The 22811-nt window shown below is 59.2% G+C and carries 23 protein-coding genes; 22 read left to right on the top strand and 1 reads right to left on the bottom strand.

Going from position 1 to position 22811, the window contains the following annotated elements; genetic code table 11:
• Nucleotides 1-48: 48 nt before the first annotated feature.
• The 16 genes from ASC90_RS21035 (at nt 49) to folD (ending at nt 14405) form a co-directional block, all read left to right on the top strand.
• Complete coding sequence (locus ASC90_RS21035) at nt 49-1356, top strand: flagellar hook protein FlgE (RefSeq protein WP_056544708.1); 1308 nt, start codon at nt 49-51, stop codon at nt 1354-1356.
• A gap of 19 nt (nt 1357-1375) precedes the next feature.
• Nucleotides 1376-2848 (top strand): flagellar hook-associated protein FlgK, encoded by a 1473-nt coding sequence (gene flgK, locus ASC90_RS21030; RefSeq protein WP_056544705.1) that lies wholly within the window; start codon nt 1376-1378, stop codon nt 2846-2848.
• A gap of 3 nt (nt 2849-2851) precedes the next feature.
• Nucleotides 2852-3973 carry a flagellar hook-associated family protein gene (locus ASC90_RS21025; RefSeq protein WP_056544703.1) on the top strand — a complete coding sequence of 374 codons (1122 nt, stop codon included), beginning with the start codon at nt 2852-2854 and terminating at the stop codon, nt 3971-3973.
• A gap of 36 nt (nt 3974-4009) precedes the next feature.
• Nucleotides 4010-4357 (top strand): flagellar biosynthesis regulator FlaF, encoded by a 348-nt coding sequence (flaF, locus tag ASC90_RS21020; RefSeq protein WP_056544700.1) that lies wholly within the window; start codon nt 4010-4012, stop codon nt 4355-4357.
• Entirely contained in the window at nt 4354-4803 is a 450-nt protein-coding gene (flbT, locus tag ASC90_RS21015; RefSeq protein ID WP_056544697.1) for a flagellar biosynthesis repressor FlbT, read from the top strand. Before flaF ends, flbT begins: the two co-directional genes overlap by 4 nt.
• On the top strand, nt 4794-5240 hold the full coding sequence (gene flgD / locus ASC90_RS21010; RefSeq protein WP_056544694.1) for a flagellar hook assembly protein FlgD: 447 nt from the start codon (nt 4794-4796) through the stop codon (nt 5238-5240). The genes flbT and flgD overlap by 10 nt, the downstream gene beginning before the upstream one ends.
• Before the next feature lie 76 nt (nt 5241-5316).
• On the top strand, nt 5317-5583 hold the full coding sequence (gene fliQ / locus ASC90_RS21005; protein ID WP_056544692.1) for a flagellar biosynthesis protein FliQ: 267 nt from the start codon (nt 5317-5319) through the stop codon (nt 5581-5583).
• 88 nt (nt 5584-5671) lie between these two features.
• Nucleotides 5672-7759 (top strand): flagellar biosynthesis protein FlhA, encoded by a 2088-nt coding sequence (flhA, locus tag ASC90_RS21000; RefSeq protein ID WP_056544689.1) that lies wholly within the window; start codon nt 5672-5674, stop codon nt 7757-7759.
• The gene (gene fliR / locus ASC90_RS20995) at nt 7756-8508 is read left to right on the top strand and encodes a flagellar biosynthetic protein FliR (protein WP_056544686.1); all 753 of its coding nucleotides are present in this window, start codon (nt 7756-7758) and stop codon (nt 8506-8508) included. Before flhA ends, fliR begins: the two co-directional genes overlap by 4 nt.
• Before the next feature lie 4 nt (nt 8509-8512).
• Nucleotides 8513-8926 carry a hypothetical protein gene (locus ASC90_RS20990; RefSeq protein WP_056544683.1) on the top strand — a complete coding sequence of 138 codons (414 nt, stop codon included), beginning with the start codon at nt 8513-8515 and terminating at the stop codon, nt 8924-8926.
• A 31-nt stretch (nt 8927-8957) separates the two neighbouring features.
• Entirely contained in the window at nt 8958-9524 is a 567-nt protein-coding gene (locus tag ASC90_RS20985) for a rod-binding protein (protein ID WP_056544680.1), read from the top strand.
• Between the two features lie 17 nt (nt 9525-9541).
• Nucleotides 9542-9907, top strand: a complete 366-nt coding sequence (locus ASC90_RS20980) for a hypothetical protein (RefSeq protein ID WP_056544677.1) — start codon at nt 9542-9544, stop codon at nt 9905-9907.
• Nucleotides 9907-10437, top strand: a complete 531-nt coding sequence (locus tag ASC90_RS20975) for a hypothetical protein (RefSeq protein WP_056544674.1) — start codon at nt 9907-9909, stop codon at nt 10435-10437. Before ASC90_RS20980 ends, ASC90_RS20975 begins: the two co-directional genes overlap by 1 nt.
• Nucleotides 10438-10676: 239 nt before the next feature.
• A complete protein-coding gene (locus tag ASC90_RS20970) occupies nt 10677-11543 on the top strand; it encodes a WecB/TagA/CpsF family glycosyltransferase (RefSeq protein ID WP_056544671.1) in 867 nt (288 codons plus the stop codon).
• A gap of 107 nt (nt 11544-11650) precedes the next feature.
• Nucleotides 11651-13381, top strand: coding sequence for a hypothetical protein (locus tag ASC90_RS20965; protein WP_056544668.1), 1731 nt, complete (start codon nt 11651-11653; stop codon nt 13379-13381).
• 124 nt (nt 13382-13505) lie between these two features.
• On the top strand, nt 13506-14405 hold the full coding sequence (folD, locus tag ASC90_RS20960) for a bifunctional methylenetetrahydrofolate dehydrogenase/methenyltetrahydrofolate cyclohydrolase FolD (RefSeq protein WP_056545008.1): 900 nt from the start codon (nt 13506-13508) through the stop codon (nt 14403-14405).
• Here folD and ASC90_RS20955 read toward each other — a convergent pair.
• Complete coding sequence (locus ASC90_RS20955; protein WP_056544665.1) at nt 14402-15430, bottom strand: substrate-binding domain-containing protein; 1029 nt, start codon at nt 15428-15430, stop codon at nt 14402-14404. The two genes, folD and ASC90_RS20955, sit on opposite strands and share 4 nt — an antisense overlap.
• Nucleotides 15431-15704: 274 nt before the next feature.
• On the opposite strand from ASC90_RS20955, the gene ASC90_RS20950 reads away from it, so the two are divergent.
• From ASC90_RS20950 to ASC90_RS20925, 6 genes are all read left to right on the top strand, one after another.
• On the top strand, nt 15705-17066 hold the full coding sequence (locus ASC90_RS20950; RefSeq protein WP_056544662.1) for an ABC transporter substrate-binding protein: 1362 nt from the start codon (nt 15705-15707) through the stop codon (nt 17064-17066).
• 163 nt (nt 17067-17229) lie between these two features.
• Nucleotides 17230-18243, top strand: coding sequence for a sugar ABC transporter permease (locus ASC90_RS20945; protein ID WP_056544659.1), 1014 nt, complete (start codon nt 17230-17232; stop codon nt 18241-18243).
• Between the two features lies 1 nt (nt 18244).
• A complete protein-coding gene (locus ASC90_RS20940) occupies nt 18245-19408 on the top strand; it encodes a carbohydrate ABC transporter permease (protein ID WP_056544656.1) in 1164 nt (387 codons plus the stop codon).
• 33 nt (nt 19409-19441) lie between these two features.
• On the top strand, nt 19442-21094 hold the full coding sequence (locus tag ASC90_RS20935; RefSeq protein WP_056544654.1) for an alpha-glucosidase family protein: 1653 nt from the start codon (nt 19442-19444) through the stop codon (nt 21092-21094).
• 22 nt (nt 21095-21116) lie between these two features.
• Nucleotides 21117-22208 (top strand): sn-glycerol-3-phosphate ABC transporter ATP-binding protein UgpC, encoded by a 1092-nt coding sequence (gene ugpC / locus ASC90_RS20930; protein ID WP_056544648.1) that lies wholly within the window; start codon nt 21117-21119, stop codon nt 22206-22208.
• A gap of 169 nt (nt 22209-22377) precedes the next feature.
• Entirely contained in the window at nt 22378-22731 is a 354-nt protein-coding gene (locus ASC90_RS20925) for a hypothetical protein (RefSeq protein ID WP_056544645.1), read from the top strand.
• Nucleotides 22732-22811 lie beyond the last annotated feature (80 nt).

The following is a 22811-nucleotide window of genomic DNA, read 5'->3' as shown; positions in this document are numbered from 1 at the left end:
AAGGCCCACCAAATACTCTCAAGTCTACTAAGGAATCGAGGTTTTCAGATGAGCATTTTCGGCAGCATGAAGACGGCAGTGTCGGGTATGAACGCGCAGGCTAACCGCCTCAGCACGGTTGCCGACAACATCGCGAACGCAAACACGGCAGGCTACAAGGCCGTTTCGACCGCCTTCTCGTCGCTGGTTCTGCCGTCGAGCTCGGGCAACTACAACTCTGGCGGCGTCCAGACGTCCATTCGCCAATCCGTGTCCCAGCAGGGCGATATCTCGTACACCACATCCGGCCACGATCTGGCGATCTCGGGCGACGGCTTCTTCATCGTTCAGAGCCCGGATGGTGTTCCGGTTCTGACCCGCGCCGGGGATTTCACCAAGGATCCCGATGGCAACCTGGTCAACTCCGCCGGCTTCAAGCTGATGGGCTACTCCTATGACGCGGGTGCTCCTGCGGTGGTTGTCAACGGCTTCTCGGGTCTCGTCCCGATCAACGTCAATCAGTCCGGCCTAACGGCGATTGCTTCGACGACCGGTACGTTCGCCGGCAACCTGAACTCAAACGCCAAGGTTGCGACCGGTAACCTCCCGAGTGCAAACACGGCGCCGGTCACCGCCGACACGAAACAGATGTCGATGGTCGGTTATGACAAGCTCGGCAATACCGTCCAGTACGATTTCTACTTCACAAAGACGGCAGTGACGTCTCCCCCTCCGGCAGCTCCTGGCGTCGCCAGCACCTGGCAGGTTGCGGTGTTCCGCCACGACGACGCCGCAACCGGTGGCACGTCTTCGTTCCCCTACAGTTTCGCGCCGCCTGCAACCACGGCCATGCTCGGGTCGAGCACCATGACATTCGACGCCGACGGTAAGCTGGTCGGTGGCGGTGCAATGACGATCACTGATCCCGTCACTGCGGGGTCGATCGCGATGAACATCAGCGGCTTCACCCAGCTTGCCTCCGAATTCGCAGGTAGCGGCACGCCCAACGGTCAGGCTGCCAGCCCGGTCAAGGATGTCACGATCGACAAGGACGGCACGGTGTACGCCAAGTATGCCGACGGCACGTCGAAGCCGCTCTATCGCATTCCTCTGGCGACTGTAGCGAGCCCCGACAACATGACGCTGATGAGCGGCAACGTTTATAGCGCCAACGGTCAGTCTGGTGTGTCGATCACCGGCTTCCCTCAGACGAATGGCTTCGGGTCGATCCAGGCCGGCGCCATTGAAAGTTCGAACGTGGATCTGGCGGGCGAACTCACCGAAATGATCGAGTCGCAGCGCAGCTACACCGCCAATTCCAAGGTGTTCCAGACGGGTTCAGACATCATGGATGTTCTCGTCAACCTCAAGAGATAAAGTAGGGTTCGGGTAGGCCATGTCGCTCACTTCCGCACTGAATACCGCGCAGAGTATATTCAACAACACCGGCACTCAAAGTAATGTGGTGTCGAACAATATCGCGAATGCCGGCAACAGCGACTACGTACGCCGGCAAGCAATGATCAGCACGTCGCTTAACGGCAGTCAGGTGGTGAAGATCAGCCGCGCACAGGAAGATGCCCTGATGCGGCAATGGTTGAAAGCCAGCGCGCAGGACAGCGGCCAGCAGACTTTGCTGGGTGGGCTAACCGATCTCAAGTCGATCCTTGGCGGCAACGACTACGAAACGTCGCCGGCAACCTACCTTTCGGTCTTCCAGCAGAAGCTGCAGGCGTTCCGCACATCACCGGGCAGCACGACCGCGGCGCAGAGCGCCGTTACGGCAGCGCAGGACGTGGCCAACTCGTTGAACAACGCCTCGAAGGCCGTTCAGGCCGTTCGCCAGGGCGCTGACAAGGAAATCGGAACGCAGGTCACGACGCTCAACACCCTGCTTGCCCAGTTCAAGACCGCAAACGATGCCGTGAAGAGTGCTACCGCGGCCGGCGGTGGCGGCAATGCAGGCGACGCGCTCGACGAACGCGACAGGCTCCTCAAGCAGATTTCTTCGATTGTCGGCGTCAATGCGGTCGATCGCAGCAACGGCGATATGGCGCTCTATACCACCGACGGTACCGTCGTCTTCGACACCATCCCGCGTACGGTGACTTTCGTCGCCCAGAGCACCTACACGACACAAACCAAGGGCAACGGCGTCTACATCGACGGCGTACTGGTGGGAAGTGGGAAAGGCTCGACTTCCACGGCGCAGGGTAGCCTGCAGGCACTTCTGCAGGTCCGCGACGAAGTGTCGACGACGCTCCAGTCCCAGCTGGATGAGATTGCAAAGTCGCTTGTTTCGATGTTCTCGGAAACCGGGGGCACTCCGCCCACCACGCAGCCAGGCCTGTTCGTCTGGTCGACCTCTGCGGGCCTGCCTGGCGGAACGCCCGCGACACCGGGTGTGATCGACGGCATCTCGGCAACCATCACTGTAAATACGGCCGTGATCACCAGCCTGGGCGGTGATCCGATGAAGTTGCGTGACGGCTCGATCTCCGGGCTCACCAATCTCAACCCGACCAACAGCAGCGGCTTCTCGGACAATCTCGACGCGCTCTATACGATAATGGGCAAGGCCCAGACGTTCGCACCGGCGGCCGGACTGTCGTCCAACGTCAACATCATGGCCTACGCCTCGAATTCCGTTGGCTGGCTTGAACAGTACCGAAGCGACGCGACGGCGGCTTCAGAGAACACGGCGGCGGCGTTGTCGCGCTCCACGGAAGCCTATTCCAATGAAACCGGCGTCAATCTGGACGAAGAACTGACGCTGCTCCTCGATATCGAACAGTCTTACAAGGCGGCCACAAAAATCCTCAACGCCGTCGACGAGATGTTGAAGTCGTTGCTGGACATAGCGAGTTAAGCCATGAAAAGTTCATTCATTTCTAGTTCAGCCATTCAGAATGCGATGCGCTTGACGATCCGCCAGACGCAGAAGCAACTGGTCAGCTCCACACTCGAAGCCACGACCGGCGTCTATGCTGATATCGGAGCCTCGTTGGGTTCAGGCGCTGCAAAAAGCGTCAACTTCACGTCCGAGATCAGCCGCATCGCTGCCCTCAAAGGCAGCAATTCCGTTGTCAACATGCGTCTCGAAGCGTCGCAGCTCGGCCTGAACAACATGAAGAAGGCTGGCGACGATCTCGTCTCGAAACTGACCGCGCTTCAGGGCAGCCAGGACAAGACCAGCCTCACGGTTGCCGTGCAATCCGCCGGCGATGCGCTTTCGTCGCTGATGGACACCGGCAATTCCATGGTCAACGGCGAATACCTGTTCTCCGGCATCAATACCGACGTTCAGCCGCTGAACAGCCAAGCGAACGCCGCAACGACGGCGATCCAGACCAATCTTACCGCCTACGCAAGTGGCCTGAACAAGCCGGTCAACGCTTTGACCGGCGCCGAGATGAATACGTTCATCACCAATTTCGTCCAGCCGATGTTCACCCAGGATACCTTCAACGGTACATCTACGCCGGTCGCGTTTCCGCCGCCGGGAGCGCCCACTCCGGTGGCACCTGCGGCCTATGTGACGCCGCCGGCATGGGGCGATTGGTCCAACGCCTCCAATCAGAACATGACGAGCCGCATCAGCAACTCCGAGGTTGTTACGTCGTCCACCAACGCCAATTCCGAGGGCATGCGCTACTTCGCACTCGCGTCGATCACCGCATCGGCGCTGGTCAGCCAGGGTCTGAGCTCCGACGGCATGAGCGCGGTCACCTCAAAGGCGATCGGCTACGCGGCGCAGGCAACGAGCGGCATCGTCACGCAGGCAAGCCAGCTAGGTCTGTCGCAAGAACGCGTCAAAAAAGCAAACGACGCGCTCGATGCACAGTCCAGCATCATCCAGAACAAGCTTGTCGATCTCCAGGGTGTGGATACCTACAAGGCATCGACGCTGGTCAACGCGCTCCAGACGCAGCTCGAAACCGCCTACACGCTCATATCGAAGATCCAGCAGTTGAGCCTTGTAAACTACCTTTGATGATCAAAGGTTCGAAGTACAAAGAAGGATGCATGAATGTATCAGTTCTCTTATGCCGAGGTCATGCAAGACTCGGTGGCCGATGCGAAGGAGCGGGAGCGCCAGGTTCTCGACCGATCCATCGAGCTTCTGGCGATTGCGCGGGACAAAGAGAAATATAGCCGGGAAGCCATCGACGCGCTCTTCTACACCCGGCGGGTTTGGGTGAGCTTCGTCGAGGACCTCAAGCATCCGGACAATCAGCTTGAAATACAACTGCGGGCCAATCTCATCTCGATCGCAATCTGGATATTGAAGGAATGCGAACGGATCAGGCTTCGGCAGTCTACGAACTACCAGGGCATTATTGACGTTACCACCATCATCAGGGATGGACTTAAATGAAAAGCACTCTTCGCATCTCGCTTAAAGCCGGGGAAAAAATCTTCATCAACGGTGCGGTTTTGCGCGTCGACCGCAAGGTGGCGCTGGAATTCCTGAATGATGTAACGTTCCTTCTTGAAAACCACGTTCTGCAGCCGGAAGATGCGACGACGCCTCTTCGCCAGCTCTACTTCATCGCGCAGATGATCCTCATCAACCCGGAAGGCAAAGACCAGTCGACGGCGATGTTCCGCAAGTCGGTGACCATGCTGCTGACCTGCTTCAAGAATGAGGAAGTTCTTGCCGAGCTGAAGCGCATCGATGGCTTGGTCTCGACCGGCCGCGCGTTCGATGCTCTGAAGGCCATTCGCGGCCTATATGCCATCGAGGACAGCATCCTCAACAACCAGGAAATGCATCCGGCGATGGTCGAACAAATTCGCAAGGAGATCGCACCATGGCGGTAGACGGCGTAGGAAACGTCAACAGCTCCTCGTCATCGAGCGGCTCCGGCGCGCAGCAGAAGGCGACACTCAACTACGACAACTTCCTGCAGTTGCTCATCGCGCAGATGAAAAACCAGGACCCGACCGATCCGGTGGATGCCAGCGAACAGATGTCGCAGCTGGCAAGCTTCTCGCAGGTCGAGCAGACAATCCAGACGAACACCAAGCTGGATACGCTGCTCGCCAGCTCCAGCCTGACCCAGGCAGGCAGCTACATCGGCAAGTACATGACCAGCGCTGACGGCTCGGTCAAAGGCACTGTCGCTTCGGTCAAGGTGTATTCCGACGGAATTGTCGCGACGACGACCGACGGGAAGAGTATCCTTGTCCAGGCGGGAATCAGTCTCGCGGACAAGGCGCCGGCAGAAACACCGGCAGAAACGCCGTCTAACAGCTGAGGCTGAGCTGGCGCAATTTTGGAAGACGGTCCGGCCATGTCGGGCGGACCGAAAGGCGATATGAGGTTGCCTGACGATGAACGAAGCTGACGCACTCGATCTGTTCCAAGCGGCTATCTGGACGGTGTTGGTCTCCGCCGGCCCAGCCGTGGCGGCCGCAATGGTGGTTGGCCTTGTCATCGCGCTTATTCAGGCCTTGACGCAGGTACAGGAAGCGACGCTGACCTTCGTTCCGAAAATCGTGGCCGTGCTCGTGACGATCGGCATTTCCGCACCGTTCGTCGGGTCGCAAATTTCCATTTTCACCAATCTGGTGTTTTCTCGCGTTCAGTCCGGCTTCTGAACCACCTTCGCGCAAGCTTCGCCATTTAACTCTCGATCCGAATTGGTGGGCATCATGCCCGCACCTCTCATGAAGAGACGGAATCGAAATGGCGCAACCTCCCGCACTCCCCCTTCCGAAAGTCGGACTCAGCGTCCGTGATATCGGTTTTGCCATGGGCATCATCGTTATCATCTGCGTGCTGTTCCTGCCGATCCCGCCGTTTCTGATCGACATGGGTCTGGCCTTCTCGATCGCCTTTTCCGTGCTGATCCTGATGGTGGCGCTGTGGATACAGAAGCCTCTCGAATTCTCCTCCTTTCCCACCATCCTTCTGATCGCGACGATGACGCGATTGTCGCTCAACATCGCGACGACGCGCGTCATTCTCTCGCATGGCAACGAGGGGCATGATGCTGCCGGTGGCGTGATCGCCGGTTTCGCCAGCCTCGTCATGTCCGGCGACTTCGTGATCGGTCTTATCGTCTTCCTGATCCTCATCACCATCAACTTCATCGTTATCACCAAGGGTGCGACGCGTATCGCCGAAGTCGGCGCGCGCTTCACCCTCGATGCCATTCCCGGCAAGCAGATGTCGATCGACGCCGACCTTTCGGCGGGCATAATCGATGAGAAGGAAGCCCAGCGCCGACGCAAGGAGCTGGAAGAGGAAAGCTCGTTCTTCGGCGCCATGGACGGTGCGTCCAAGTTCGTGCGCGGTGACGCGATCGCCGGCCTCCTGATCACTTGCATCAACATCTTCGGCGGCATCATCATCGGCTACTTCCGTCACGGCATGCCGATCGGCGAAGCGGCCGATGTTTTCGTGAAGCTGTCCGTCGGCGATGGCCTCGTCTCGCAGATGCCGGCGCTCATCGTATCCTTGGCTGCCGGTCTTCTGGTATCGCGCGGCGGCACCGTCGGTTCGACCGACAAGGCGGTTGTCGACCAGCTGAGCGGCTACCCGCGCGCGCTCTCAGTTTCCGCTGTCCTGATGGCCATCCTGGGGCTGATGCCGGGCCTGCCGTTCATTCCTTTCATGTCGCTTGCTGGGCTGCTCGCCTTTGGCGCCTGGTTCATTCCGCGTCAGGTGGAGGCGGAAAACCAGGCGCGTCGCGACCAGGAAGAAAAGAAGGTCGTCCAGAACAAGGAGCTCGAAAAGGACTCCGTGAAGTCGGTCTTGCGGACATCGGAGATCGAGCTCGCGCTTGGCAAGATGGTGTCGACACGCCTGTTGGGCGCTCACCAGGAGCTTGCCTTCCGTGTCGGGAAGATGCGCAAGAAGTTCGCTACGCAGTACGGTTTCGTGGTTCCCGAAATCAAGGTGACCGACGACATCGCCATCAGCGAGAAGGCCTACCAGATCCGCATCCACGGCACGACGGTCGCATCGAACCTGCTGCGCGTTGGCGAAGTCCTCGTCGTCACCGGATCCGGTCGCAAGCCAAGCATTCCCGGCGACGAGATTCGCGAGCCGGCATTCGGCATGCCCGCGGTCTCCGTGCTGGAAGCGTTTTCCGAGGACCTTAAGCGCGAAGGCTTCCAGCCGATCGACAACGTCTCGGTCGTGCTGACCCATATGAGCGAAGTCATTCGAAACAACCTGCCGGCGCTGCTGTCCTACAAGGACGTCAAGGTCCTGATCGACCGGCTGGACCCCGAATATAAGAAGCTGGCAGACGAAATCTGCTCCTCGCATATGTCCTATTCCGGTCTCCAGGCTGTTCTGAAGCTGTTGCTTGCGGAGCGTGTTTCAATCCGCAACCTGCACCTCATCCTGGAAGCGGTCGCCGAACTCGCGCCACACGTCCGCAAGACCGAGCAGATCGTCGAGCACGTACGAGTACGCATGGCGCAGCAGCTTTGCGGCGACCTTGCGGATAACGGCGTGCTGCGCGTGCTGCGACTTGGCAGCAAGTGGGATCTCGCCTTCCATCAGGCGTTGAAGCGCGACAACAAGGGCGAAGTCGTCGAGTTCGACATCGATCCGCGCATGCTGGAGGAATTCAGCGAGCAGGCGACCAAAGTTATCCGTGAATTCATGGATCGCGGCCTGCCTTTCGCCCTTGTCACCTCACCGGAAACACGATCCTATGTGCGCATGATCATCGAACGTTTGTTCGCAACGCTCCCGGTTCTGTCGCACGTCGAACTTGCCAAGGGCATCGAGATAAAGATTCTGGGCTCCATTTCATGATAACTGACCCGCAAGGGACCGTGTTGGCACTGTTTCTGGTTTTCTGCAGGATCGGTGGCTGTGTCCTTGCTATGCCTGGCTTCTCGTCGGCCCGCGTGCCGACACATCTTCGGGTTTTCATCGCCGGCGCCCTGTCTCTTTCGATCCTGCCCGTTCTATGGGACACGGTCTATCCGGCCGTCCAGACGTCGAGCGCCACCTATATCGGCTTCATTTTCAGCGAATCGCTGATCGGCGTCATGTATGGGATGCTGGCCCGCCTCTACACTCTCGGTCTGCAGTTCGCGGCAAGCATCATCGCCATGATGGTCGGATATTCGCAGCCGAGCGCCTCCGACATTTTCGAAGACTCGTCGGAAAGCAGCCTGTCGGGCTTCATCACGTTTGCCGGCATGATGATCCTGTTCATGATGGACTTCCACCACATCGTCTTCAGGGCTCTTATCGATTCGTATGTGTCCATGCCGTTTGGCGGTATCATGGACATGCGAAGCACGCTGATCTCGTTCACCGACACGTTGTCGTCCACGACCTTCATCATGCTGCGGCTTTGCAGCCCGTTTCTGATCTATGGCCTGATGTTCAACATCGCCATCGGCTTCATCAACAAGCTCGCGCCGCAAATCCCCGTGTATTTCATATCGACGCCCTACCTGCTCATGGGCGGGTTGTTCCTGTTCTACTTCTCCGTGGCGGCGCTGGTCAGTCAGTTCGGCCAATCCTTCGCCAGCGTCTTTATCGGGAGGTAGCGGGGTGGCCGACAAGACACGCTCGCAGAAGCTGAAGCGCCTCGTTGCCGTTCAGCGGCATCTGGAACAGATGGCCGAGCATGACCTGGCCGAAACGAGCCGCCAGAGGGCGGAAGTCAGCGTGCAGATGGACAGCGTCATCGTGGCGCTGGGTTCGATGGATCCGGTGCATCACGCATTTTCCCAGGGCTATGCCGATCGCTTCAACCGGCTTGGCATCAAGGACAAGCAATTGGACGGCATGCAGCAGATCCACGAGATGCGCGTTATCCAGGAGCGCGCCAAGGGTGACCGCCTGGAAGACGGCATGCGCAAGGCCCTGGATGCCGAACGGCGCGAGGCCGACGACAATGCAATCTATGATATCATCGATCAAAAATTCGGTACGCCAGCCTCCAGCAAGCTTCAAAAACCATAATCGTCACCATCTTAAACAAGAGGATTGTGACGTGGCTATTTCACCTCCGAGTGATCTGGTTCTGGATGTTGTCAGGGCTGCGGACCCGCTTGAGGTCCAGGCGGCTCAGGAAAAACTGAAAGCCAACCAAGCGGCATTCGCGGCCAATAGCCTGGCCGACGCAGGCAATGGTTTCACCTCGGCAGTCGACGTGCTCGACCGCGCGGCTGGAAAGACCGGCCTCGGGGACACCCAGAACCGCGGCGGCAAGACGGAAGAGGTTCCGGAGACCTATCGCAAGTTCGAGGCGATGATCCTGCAGAATTTCATCAAGAACATGCTGCCGAACGACAGCGAGGAAGTCTACGGCAAGGGTGCCACCGGCGACATCTGGAAGGGCATGATGGCCGAGCAACTCGGCAACGAGATATCCAAGGGCGAAGGCATCGGCGTCGCCAAGCAGCTCTATCACGAGGCGCTCAGGAAGCAGGAAGGCAAGGTCGTCAACGCCTCTGCCGACCAGAACGATCGCAACATGGCGATAAGCATGGTCGATGAATTCCAGCGCAAGACATTCGGCACACCCACGGCGGACGGCAAGTCCGCCAATGACGCTTAAGAGAATCGAGGAAAAAAATGGAAATAATCTCGAACGACTACCGGATCAAATCCGTTCTTGGACGCCTCGAAATGATCATCGACAACGAGAACACGCGCATTGGCAACGATCCGCAGTTCGATCTCAAAGTGTCGAATACCCATAAGAGCCGGTGCCTGTACGAACTCTCTATGCTGTTCCGCGATACCGATCCGAAAGAGCTGGCAGAGGCACATCTCGGTCAGTTGCACGGGTTGAAGGAGAAGCTTGCACTCAATGCCCGCCGCGTTGAAGCGCATCTGGAAGCAGTTCGCACCGTTGCCGACCTGTTGAAAAATGCGGTGCAGGACGCGGATGCCGACGGCACTTACTCGCAAGAGCAATTCGTAGCGCGTGATGCCTGATGATCAAGCTTGTCCTCACAGGTGTCTGGGTTTGTGCAATCACGCTAGCGTCGGTCTATTTCTCGGTGCAGATGGCGACCGCGCCGGCACCGGCACCCGATGATTCCAAGCAAAGCCAGCTCGAGCTTGTGAAGGGCGAAACGATCACCGTACCGGTTATCAGTGACGGTGCAGTCAAGGGTTATTTCCTTGGTAAGGTTTCGTTCATGATGAACAAGGACATCGTCAGGAACGTATCATTGCCGTTGACCGAAATGACGACCGACGAACTGTTCACGCTGCTCGTCGGCAACAAGATGGTCGACGTTGCCAATTTGAAATCGTTTGATCCGGTCGCCTTCCGCGAGATGATCAAGAAGGATATCAACCAGCATCTTGGCGGGGAATACATCGATCAGGTCATGCTGGAGCAACTCGACTACCTCTCCAAGGAGGATGTGGAGTCAACGGCGGCGGGACAGCAGAAACGGACCGGAAAACCTGTGCCTGTCGTTCCGGCTGCCGTGGTCGACAAGGCAGCCGCCGACTAAGTCTGGGCATGTGTTTCAAGGCGGCGTCGCCAGGCGCCGCCGGCCGTTGAGGCAGCCAAACGGCATGGTTAACGCTTCCCTGATTTCCCCGTTGAAATTGAACCGGTTTCTCTAAGAATTGTTTGAAATCGCGCTGTTATAAGCAGTTTCGATGGGCTGGCGTATGAAATGCGATCCCCAGGCAAGCGCGTCCGGGTTTCCGGAGCGGATCACGTGTTTTTCGCCGGGATGCTGTTCGCATGAACCACTATCGTCAGGACTTTGCCAGAAATCTCATCGCGAATTTCGCGGTTCTTGCGTCGCGTCGCACGGTCTTCGATCTTCCGGTTTGCGATCTCGGATGGGATGATGCACTCGTCTTCATCAATGAACTTATCTCGATGCCGGTCGGACAGACCTCGATTTCCTTTGTCAACGCGCACAATATCCTGTTGACGCTGCGCGACAGCGAGTACAGAGGGATCCTTTCCCAGAATCTTGTACTTCCTGACGGTATCGGGCTGAACATCGCCTCGAAGATTGCGCACGGCTCGCCTTTTCCCGCCAATCTCAACGGTACTGATTTCGTACCGGCCTTGCTCACCTTCATGGAGCAGCCGCGCCGCGTCGGACTCATCGGTGGTAAGCGCGAGGTCGTCGACAAAGCGGCAGCCAACCTTCGCAGGCACGCGCCGTGGCATGAATTCATCGTCATTTCGGATGGCTTCTTCGACAGGGACGAATCATCTGCAGTCGTCAGGGAGATTGAGCGCAGCAAAGTCGATATTCTCATCGTCGGAATGGGCACGCCGCTTCAGGAGAAATGGGCCAGCAAGAACATTCGCACGGACCACGCCCGTCTGGTGCTGACTGTCGGTGCGCTGTTCGACTTCGTGTCCGGCACGATTCCGCGTGCGCCGAAAAGCGTCCGCATGATGAGGCTTGAATGGGCCTATCGCCTTATGCAGGAGCCATCGCGGCTCTGGCGGCGATACGTCGTGGGTATTCCGGTCTTCCTGTACCATGTGCTCCACTATCGGGTCAGCCGCCGCGCCCGCATACTCGGCCAGGCAGATCAGAACGCGGCATTACGCTTGACCGCGAAACACAACCGCAAGAGCCGCTAGTGCGCTCCGCCGGTTAACCATTTCTTTGCCATGATTGTTTAGGGTCGATTAACCGTTCCGCGACTGCGGAGCGACGGATCGACTGTTCATTTGCATGAGATGTGGCGATGCACGACAGCTATACGAGAAGCCAACGCGTCGGCGGGCGCTTGAGTGTGCGAGACATCCATACGGCCGCCACGACCGACAAAGCGGCTGAAATCGCAGGCCCGGAAGCGCACTTGCTAGACGTGCTCCACCGCGCGCTGGTTGACCACGGATCGCAACGGATCGGCACAGAACCCGCATCGCATTTGGTCAACCGCATTGAGACCATACTGGGCAAAAGACTGGAAGCTGCCAACGATATCGATTCCCGTACCGTGGAGTTGGCGGTCATGCCGCCGCAACCCGAGCGGGATAAGACGGACGGTGCGGCCCCACCTCCCACGGTCCCGACTGTCGAAGAGCCATCGCAGCCGAAGCTGCGTGCCGGCGCGAAGTCTCTCGCCGTGGTCGGGCTGATGTGCGTGCTGGGGGCTGCGGGTGGCGCGCTCATCCCCAACGGGCCGGTTCGCTACACCGCCTCAGGCGTTCTCGCCGTCGATGGCGGCGCTGATGTTCGCGCGGCTCTCACCAAGACGACCGAACGAAAATTCTGGTCTTCGCGGACGATCGCCACGGCGGTCTCGGCGCTGAAGCTCGACCATGATTCGGAATTCGCGGGATCGTCCAGCGATGCGCTGAAGGTCGCAGTCGATCTGCTTTCCGTCAGCGACGCGGCGACCGATCCGGCGTCGCGTGCGGAAAGCTCGCTTGTCGCGGCCATTCGAACCGCTTCCGACGATCGTACTGGCACGATCGATTTCAGTGTCACGAGCAGCAACCCGGAGAAATCGGTCCGCATCGCGACCTACCTGGCCTCTATCATAGCGCCCTCCGCTATTTCTATACACGACGATGGCCCGTTGAAGGCGGCCAACGATGAAGCGCAGTCCGAACTTGCGTCCTTCATGCAGCGAAGCGGGGAAGGCAACGTGAAGGTTGCTGCCGGTCTGCAAAGGCAGATTGGAGACATTGCCGGGCAGTTGAAGGCGGTGGAGGAAAGAATCCTTGGCGCGAAGGAGAAAGCCGATCGGTTGAAGGCGGCTAAGGTCGCCGACGCGCTGACCGGCACGCTGTCTCCGGATATGATGTCGCCTGTGCTCATCGACCGACGAGACAGATATGCGGTGGCAAAAGCGTCTCTCGCGCAGCTGTCCGCAAACCTTGGCCCCCGCCATCCAAGGCTGCTGGCCCAGCAGGCAGAGGTCGACGGCTTGCGGAACGGTATTGATGACGAGCTTGGCCGGCTTCTTCGTGAAGCAAACGACGAAGCGAAGCAGGCAACCGCCGAAAAGCGGCAGTTGAACGATAACCGCAACACTCTGATCGCACAGAGCCGTGATACCGGCGTGGACGTCGCGAAGCTGACTGAACTGCGCGACAAGGCGAACGCCACGCGTTCGCGGTTTGAGGATGCGATCTCCACCGGAGCACTGCCGCCTGAAGCAGGTCATGTCGGGCTACGCAAGGCCCCGGAAGTCGCGGCGGTATCGGCTGGAGGCTTCTGGTGGGCGCCGTTGTTGGGTGCCATCGTCGGTCTCGTGTTCGGCCTTGGGGCGACAGCGGCCAGATCGAAATACCGTACGGCTGGCGCGGAAAAGCAAGAACCCTTTCTTCAGCCTTCGGTGACGGAGCTGTTGCCAGATGCTCGTCCGCCGGTCGCGCCGGTCGAAGAACCGGACGAGATGAAAGCGATCCGCGCAGAGATTGCCGCCATGCGCGGCAGGCTGCGATCCTACGCTGTGGCCTCCTGACAACCACTGAATTTCGACACGATTGTCCTTGCATTCTGCATTTTAGGCAGGATACGGCGTGTACAGGCAAATCGCGCCACACGCCGCCGGCTAGAATGCGCGAAAGCAAGTGCAGGAGATGATCTTGACCACAGTGATCGATGGCAAACAGGTTGCAGCGTCGGTAATCGAAACCGTGAAAGCGGCAACCGCTGCACTAGACAAGCAGAGCGGCGTGAAGACGGGGCTCGCCGTCGTCATCGTGGGCGATGATCCGGCGAGCCACGCCTATGTCAATTCCAAAAGCAAGATGGCCAAGGAATGCGGCTTCAAGTCGGTGCAGCATACGCTCCCCGCCGAGACGACGCAGTCAGAGCTAGCAGCCCTCGTATCCTCGCTGAACGACGATCCGTCGATCCACGGCATACTCGTCCAACTGCCGCTGCCGAAGCACTTGAAGTCGGAACCGATCATTCAGTCGATCCTGCCTGAGAAGGATGTGGATGGTCTGCACGTCGTCAACGCCGGCAAACTCGCGATTGGCGACCTCGAGACCGGCCTCGTCTCCTGCACGCCGGCCGGCGCCATGGTCTTCGTCCGCCGCACGCATGGCGAGGACCTGTCCGGATTGAATGCGGTCGTCGTTGGCCGTTCGAACCTGTTCGGCAAGCCGATGGCGCAGCTGCTGCTGAATGCCAATGCCACCGTTACGATCGCCCATTCGCGCACCAGGGATCTGCCGGCCGTTTGCCGCAACGCCGATATTCTGGTTGCGGCCGTCGGCCGCCCCGAGATGGTGAAGGCCGATTGGGTGAAGCCCGGCGCAACAGTCATCGATGTCGGCATCAACCGCATTCCGGCGCCGGAAAGGGGGGAGGGCAAGACCCGCCTCGTCGGCGACGTCGCCTTTGCGGAAGCGGCGAAGGTCGCCGATGTGATTACGCCTGTTCCGGGCGGAGTGGGTCCGATGACCATTGCCATGTTGATGGCCAACACCGCCATTGCGGCGCACCGCTCAGCCGGCCGGACGCCGCCGAGTTTCTAGGCCTGCCGCGGTACGGGGCCGGTCGAGGCCCTGACGATAAGTTCCGTCTTCCAAAGCTCCTGCTCGGGATAGGGCGCATCCTGCTTGACTGTGCCGATCAGCCGTTGGGCAATCCGCACGCCGGCCGCGCGCAGCGATGACCGCGTTGTGCTCAGCGGCACGGAGAAATTCTCCGGCTTCAGGTGCGGCAGCACGTCATCATGCGCGATCAGGGAGATATCCTCCCCGAGCTTCAGGCCGGCCTGGTTGACGGCCCGGATGGCACCAAGTGCTAGCACCGTGCTGGAACAGAGGATCGCCGTCGGACGCTCCGGCAGCTGCAAGAACCGCTCCATGGCGAATTGGCCGTGCTCGTCCGTCATCGACGTGTGGCTCATGCAATCGTCCGGAAGCTCCAGCCCGCGTTCGGTGAGTGCGGCTGCAAGCCCGTTCTTGCGGCGGATCGCAAAATCGAGGTGTCCTGGACCGTTCAGCAGTCCGAAGCGTGTGTGGCCCAACTGCAGCAGCAGGCGTGCAGCATCGTAGAACGCGCCTTCGTTGTCGATGTCGAGGTAGGGGTAGTCCGGTTCCGAACCCAGCGACCGGCCATGGACCAGAAACGGCATGGACAGCGATTTCAGCATCGGGAGCCGCGGATCGTGCCCGCGCATGTAGGCGACGAACAGAGCGTCGACATTGCCGCTGATCGCCAGCCGCCGCAATGCACCGACCTCGTCGTCGGGATCAGCAGGCATGATCACGAAATGAAAGTCGTGGCGAACGGCCTCCTCGCCGAGACCGGTCAGAAACTCGCCGAAATGGACGTCGGAATAGTGGTCGGGCGCTGTCGGCATCACCAGTCCGATCGAGCCGGCCTTGCCGGTCGCGAGGCGCTGAGCGGCCTTGTTCGGACGATAGCCGGTGTCCCTGACCGCCTGAAGAACGCGCTCGCGCGTAGCCTCGTTGACCTCGGGGTAACCGTTCAATGCGCGGCTAACTGTCGTCTGCGACAGTCCCAGCAATTCCGATAGCTGTTTGAGATTCACGTGCTATGCTTCCTCCACTCTCCCTGAAGGCCATCCTCTCCCAATGGCCTCCAAAGCGCTTTTAATTATGTAGCAGCTGCATAGCTTGACTCAAGAAAAATCGCTTCATATTTTCATCCGAACGTTGCTGCGCCGCAATATATGGCTGTCATACTGCCGCATTTGGCGAAATGGCTTGACTCTTTTGAGCTGAAAGTGAAATGAGTGAGTTGTCAAAGCGCTTTGGAAATTCGGTTGCAAAGCGCGGTTGGGATTGTGATGGGAGGTTGATCACATGAAAAAAACGTTTTTGATGAGCGTCGCCGTAGCGGCGCTTCTTGCCGGTGCTGCGTCTGCCGCCGATCTTAAGTTTGCCCCAGGGCAGGATTCCAAATTCAACTGGAAGAGCTACGACGATTTCAAGGCTGCTCACGCCGATCTCAAGGGCGAGCAGATGACCATTTTCGGTCCCTGGCGCGGCGAAGACGAGGCATTCTTCCGCAGCATCCTGGCCTACTTCACCGAAGCGACCGGCATCGACGCCAAGTATTCGTCTTCGGAAAACTACGAACAGCAGATTGTCATCGATACACAGGCGGGTTCGCCGCCGAACATTGCGATCCTGCCGCAGCCGGGCCTCCTCGCGGACCTGGCCAGCAAGGGCTTCCTGACTCCGCTCGGCGACGAAAACAGCAATTGGATCAAGGAAAACTATGGTGCTGGCGATAGCTGGATCGGCTACGGCACCTACAAGGGCAAGGACGGCAAGGACGCCTTCTACGCCTTCCCGTACAAAGCCGACGTGAAGTCGCTGGTCTGGTACGTTCCCGAGAACTTCAAGGAAGCGGGCTACAAGGTCCCGACCACCATGGAAGAGCTGCTGGCTCTGACGGATCAGATCGTCAAGGACGGTGGCGTTCCGTGGTGCATCGGCCTCGGTTCAGGTGGCGCCACCGGCTGGCCGGCGACCGACTGGATTGAAGATCTCATGCTGCGCATGCAGCCGCCGGAAGTTTACGACAAGTGGACCACAAACGAACTGAAGTTCAGCGATCCCGCCGTGGTTGCGGTCATCGACGAATTCGGCAAGTTTGCGAAGAACGAGAAGTATGTCGATGGTGGCGTCAAGGCTGTGGCATCCACCGACTTCCGCGACAGCCCGAAGGGCCTCTTCTCTGTTCCGCCGAAGTGCTACATGCACCATCAGGCATCGTTTATTCCTTCGTTTTTCCCGGAAGGCACGAAGCTCGGCCAGGATGCGGATTTCTTCTACATGCCGACCTTCGCTTCACATCCTGAACTCGGCAAGCCGGTACTCGGTGCTGGCACGCTCGTGACCATCGCAAAGGACTCCAAGGCTGCCCGTGCTTTCGTGGAGTTCCTGAAGACGCCGATCGCGCACGAGGTCTGGATGGCTCAGTCGAGCTTCCTCACGCCCTACAAGGGCGTGAACACGGCCGCTTACGCCAATGATCAGATGAAGCGCGAAGGCGAAATCCTGACGACGGCCACGACCTTCCGCTTCGATGGTTCCGACTTGATGCCGGGCAAGATCGGTGCGGGTGCGTTCTGGACGGGCATGGTTGATTTCGTTGGTGGAAAGTCTGCAGAAGACACTGCCAAGGAAATCCAGGGCGCCTGGGACGGCATCAAGTAATATCGCCTGAATCCATGCCGCTGTTTCGGCGGCATGGCTGCAATGCTTGGCCGGATGCTTTCGCGAGCTCCGGCCTTTGCCGCCTTATGCGCCGAACGCGGTCCGCACAAGCGCATCGGCGGCGCTAAGCCCGAGATGAACAAGGGTAGCAGGGGAGGGACGAATGCTATCGCAGATAGTTTCCGCTTTGGGGGTCGTGGTCGTAGCCGTGTTTGCATGCTCGGCCTACTTCTACTTCTCGAACAAAATTCTGGATCTGGCGCTTCCGGTCAGGGATGGGGACATCCACACCGCGTCGCAGAACCTGAACCGGCGCTCGGTGATCCGGCCATGGCTGTTCCTCTTTCCCGCACTTTTCCTTTTGATCGTCTACCTCGTCTACCCTGTCGTCGCGACACTGATCCTCTCATTCTATGATCGCTCCGGCATCGAATTCGTCGGCTTCACCAATTACAAGTGGGCGATCACCGACCGCGAATTCCGCCAGTCGATCTTCAACAATATTCTCTGGCTAGCCGTCGTACCGGCCGCCTGCACCTTCTTCGGACTGGTCATCGCCGTAATGACCGACCGCATCTGGTGGGGCAACATCGCCAAGAGCATCGTCTTCATGCCGATGGCGATTTCATTCGTCGGTGCGTCGGTCATCTGGAAGTTCATCTACGAGTATCGCGGCGGCAACGACACGCAGATCGGACTATTGAACGCCATCGTCCAGATGTTCGGCGGCTCGCCGCAGGTTTGGATCTCGGTGCCCTTCTGGAACAATTTCTTCCTGATGGTGATCCTGATCTGGATTCAGACGGGTTTCGCGATGGTCATCCTCTCAGCCGCGCTCCGCGGCATTCCGGAGGAAACCATCGAGGCGGCCGTCATCGACGGCGCCAACGGCTGGCAGATCTTCTGGCGCATCATGGTCCCGCAGGTGTGGGGCACAATCGCCGTCGTCTGGACCACCATCACCATCCTGGTCCTCAAGGTTTTCGACATCGTGCTGACCATGACCAACGGTCAATGGAACACGATGGTGCTCGCCAACCTGATGTTCAACTGGCTGTTCCGGGGCGGCGGCGATTCCGGCCGAAGTGCGGTCATCGCACTGATCATCATGCTGGCCGTGACGCCGATCATGGTCTGGAACGTTCGCCGCGCGAACCGCGAACTCGGAGGCCGTTGAGATGACATTGTCACGAAGCTTCTTCAAAATCGGCCCGGCCCGCCTTTTCGTCCACGTCGCCGTTCTCGTCATCGTCATCCTCTGGCTGATCCCAACGCTTGGTATCTTTGTCAGCGCGCTGCGCGACAAGGATCAGATCGTGGTGTCGGGCTGGTGGACGGCCTTTGCCGGTTCGTCCCGAACCGTCGCGGCTCGCCTCGGTCAGCCCGATCAGCAGACGCAGGACGGCGCGACCTATGTCATCGCCGGCAATGTTCTGGAAGGCCAGCAGGGCCGCACGATCCGCGCATTCGGAACACGCGTCCAGCAGCCGGCCGCTTATGAGGCGGGCCAGACTGCCGATCTCGGCGATGGCGTCTCTTTGGTCGTCAACGAGGACGGCAGCTATCGCTACATGAAGAACGCGACATTCGGACCCGATGACGGCGGTCGGCGTGTCTACATTTCCGTAGCCACCCCGCCGGAATTCACCCTGGACAATTACCGGGCGGTGCTCACCAGCGAAGGCATCGGCCAGTCCTTCATCAACTCACTGACGGTGACGATCCCGGCGACGATCATACCCATCCTGATCGCCGCCTTCGCCGCCTATGCGCTAAGCTGGATGGAATTCCCCGGGCGTGCGCTGCTCATAGCGCTTGTCGTCGGCCTCATTGTCGTGCCGTTGCAGATGTCGCTTATCCCGCTGCTGCGTCTGTACAACCAGGTCGGCTCGCTGCTGGATGCGCCGTCGAAGACCTATCCCGGTATCTGGCTGGCGCACACCGCTTTCGGCATGCCGCTCGCTATTTATCTGCTCCGCTCCTACATCGCGGGGCTTCCGCGGGAGATCATCGAATCCGCACGTGTCGATGGCGCCAGCGAGTTCGAAATCTTTACCCGTATCGTTTTGCCTTTGTCCTTCCCTGCACTCGCGTCCTTCGCGATCTTCCAGTTCCTGTGGGTATGGAATGACCTGCTTGTCGCCATGGTCTTCCTCGGCACCGACAGGGATCACCTCGTGCTGACCGGCGCATTGAACGCGCTGCTAGGCTCTCGCGGTGGCAACTGGGAAATCCTGACGGCCTCGGCATTCATTACCATCATCGTACCGTTGCTCGTTTTCTTCACTCTGCAGCGTTACCTTGTGCGTGGTCTGCTTTCGGGATCGGTCAAGGGTGGCTAGCTAATCCCAAGACGAAATCCAACAGGACCAGACATGAGCATGGCATCCCAATCCATTTTGACGGCTGACAAAGACTGGTGGCGCGGCGCGGTGATCTATCAGATCTATCCGCGCTCGTTCCAGGATTCGAACGGCGACGGCGTCGGCGACCTGAAGGGCATCACCGCCCGCCTGCCGCATGTCGCAAGCCTTGGCGCGGACGCGATCTGGATTTCACCCTTCTTCACCTCGCCAATGCGCGACTTTGGCTACGACGTCTCGGACTACGAGAACGTCGACGCCATTTTCGGCACGCTGGTGGATTTCGACACGCTGATAGCCGAGGCTCATCGCCTCGGCATCCGTGTGATGATCGACCTCGTCATCTCCCATAGCTCGGATCAGCACCCGTGGTTCGTCGAAAGTCGGGCCAGCAAGACCAACGCGAAGGCGGATTGGTATGTCTGGGCCGATGCGAAGCCGGACGGCACGCCACCGAACAACTGGCTGTCGATCTTCGGCGGTTCCGCATGGGCGTGGGATCCGACACGCATGCAATACTACATGCACAATTTCCTGACCTCGCAGCCGGATATGAATCTGCACAATCCGGCGGTCCAGGACCGCCTCCTGGATGTCGTCCGTTTCTGGCTGAAGCGGGGTGTCGATGGCTTCCGTCTCGATACCATCAACTTCTATTTCCACGACAGGGAACTCCGCGACAATCCGGCTCTCGCTCCGGAGCGGCGCAATGCGTCGACGGCGCCGGCGGTGAACCCCTACAATTTCCAGGAACACATCTACGACAAGAACCGCCCGGAGAACCTGGAGTTCCTCAAGCGCTTCCGCGCGGTGCTTGAAGAGTTCCCGGCGATTGCCGCTGTGGGCGAGGTCGGCGACAGCCAGCGTGGCCTCGAGATCGTCGGGGAATATACCTCAGGCAACGACAAGATGCATATGTGCTATGCCTTCGAGTTCCTGGCACCGGACCCGCTGTCGCCGGAGCGCGTCGAGGAGGTCATGGAAGACTTCGCCGCCGCGGCACCCGATGGCTGGGCCTGCTGGGCCTTTTCCAACCATGACGTCATGCGCCATGTCAGCCGCTGGGGTTCGCTGGTCGCCGATCGAGATGCCTTCGCAAAGCAATACTCGGCGTTGCTGATGACGCTGCGCGGTTCCGTCTGCCTCTATCAGGGCGAGGAACTCGGCCTCACTGAAGCCGATCTCGCCTACCAGGACCTGCAGGATCCCTACGGCATCCAGTTCTGGCCCGAATTCAAGGGCCGCGACGGCTGCCGGACGCCGATGGTCTGGGACAGCCAGGTTGCCCAGGGTGGCTTCTCGACCGTCAAACCGTGGCTCCCGGTCCCCGTCGAGCACATCCTGCGGGCTGTCAGCGTGCAGCAGGGCGACGAGAATTCGGTTCTGGAGCACTACCGTCGCTTTCTCGCCTTCCGTAAGCAGCATCCGGCCTTCGCCAAGGGCGACATCGACTTCATGGAACCGCAGGACGACGCGGTGATTTTCATTCGCGAGTACGGCAACGAGACGGTTCTCTGCGTTTTCAACATGAGTGCGACAGAGAGCGTTGTCGTTTTGCCGGCCGGCAATTGGCAAGCGTTGACGGGTCACGGCTTCGTCAGCAATAACTACGGTGACAAAATAGACATTCCGGCGTGGGGGGCGTACTTCGCTCGTCTTGCCTAAAGGATTCTGGAGGAGGAACTAGATGACTGGATTGACGCTCAAGGACATTCGCAAATCCTATGGTGCCGTGGACGTCCTCCACGGGATCGATCTGGAAATCAAGGAAGGCGAGTTCGTCGTCTTCGTTGGTCCTTCCGGCTGCGGCAAGTCCACGCTCCTCCGCATGATCGCGGGCCTCGAGAACATCACCGGCGGCGACATGTATATCGATGGCCAGCTCGTCAACGATGTGCCGCCGTCGAAGCGCGGCATCGCCATGGTATTCCAGTCATATGCGCTCTATCCGCATATGACGGTCTACGACAACATGGCCTTCGGCATGAAGATCGCTGGAGAGAAGAAGCAGGAAATCGATCGGCGCGTCCGTGCGGCGGCCGAGAGCTTGCAGCTCACCAAATACCTCGATCGCCTGCCGAAGGCACTCTCCGGCGGGCAGCGCCAGCGCGTTGCGATCGGTCGCGCGATCTGCCGCAACCCGAAGGTCTTCCTCTTCGACGAGCCGTTGTCGAACCTCGATGCAGCGCTTCGTGTCGCGACCCGCATCGAGATCGCCCGCCTGAACGAACAGATGGCCGACACGACGATGATCTACGTCACCCATGACCAGGTCGAGGCGATGACGCTGGCGGACCGCATCGTGGTTCTATCGGCGGGCAACATCGAGCAGGTGGGTGCGCCGCTCGAACTCTATGAGCGCCCGGCCAATCTTTTCGTGGCGAAGTTCATCGGGTCGCCCGCCATGAACGTCATTCCTGCGACCATCACGGACGCGGGCAGCGCGACCACGGTGACGTTGACCGGCGGCAAGTCGGTGACACTCGATATTCCGACACCAACCTCTGAAAAGGGCAAGACCGCCAGCTTCGGCGTTCGCCCCGAAGACCTGCGTATTGCGGGCAGCACCGAGGACTATCTCTTCGAAGGCGAGGTCTCGATCGTCGAGGCGCTGGGCGAGGTGACGTTGCTCTACATCGAAGGTCTGGTTCAGGGAGAACCGATCATCGTCAAGCTGCCGGGCACCTTCGACATCAAGAAGGGCCAGAAGATGCACTTTTCGGCTGACCGCTCGAAGCTGCATTTGTTCGATGCAACGGGCAGGACCTACCGGAAGTAGCAACTCCATCCACCTTGGGCCGTACAAAAGCGGCCCAAGGCAAGACGACTCTCACCTTCTGTTAAAGGTTCGATTGGTAATATCCCTACAGCATATCTAGGGGATCACGGTCGTGCCTGCATCCAGCCAATTGCCTTTGGGACATTTCCTGAACACCGAAGAATCCTTCATGTATGACCGCGAGACGCGGTTCAAAATGGAGGAAACGATGAACGCCGCGCGCATCGAGTATACGGAGAAGGGCGTCCTTAACATGGCTGCCCGGCGCTGCGATATCATCCGCATCTCCAAGAGCACGGCTGTGCTGGCGATACTGACCCAATTCAGCCTGCCGAAGCAGTTCTACCTGGACATCCCCGATGCGCGCATCACCAAGGTCGGCTGTATGCTGATGCGGGTGAACGTGAACAATACGATAGAAGTCCGCTTCCTGCGCTTGTTGGCGGACAAGGAGCTCGACAAGATTTTTGTCTACAGCACCCACCCTGCGCACCGCGACCGCGTTCTCAACGTTCGCGGCTGATTTCAGCAGGCATCAAGACGACAGAACCCGCGAGCAAGCTCGCGGGTTTTTGTAATTCTGGCGTCAATTCGTGGTCGTCA

Source organism: Rhizobium sp. Root1220, from assembly GCF_001426265.1.
Classification (GTDB): domain Bacteria; phylum Pseudomonadota; class Alphaproteobacteria; order Rhizobiales; family Rhizobiaceae; genus Rhizobium.
This window is presented reverse-complemented; position numbering and strand designations above follow the sequence as displayed.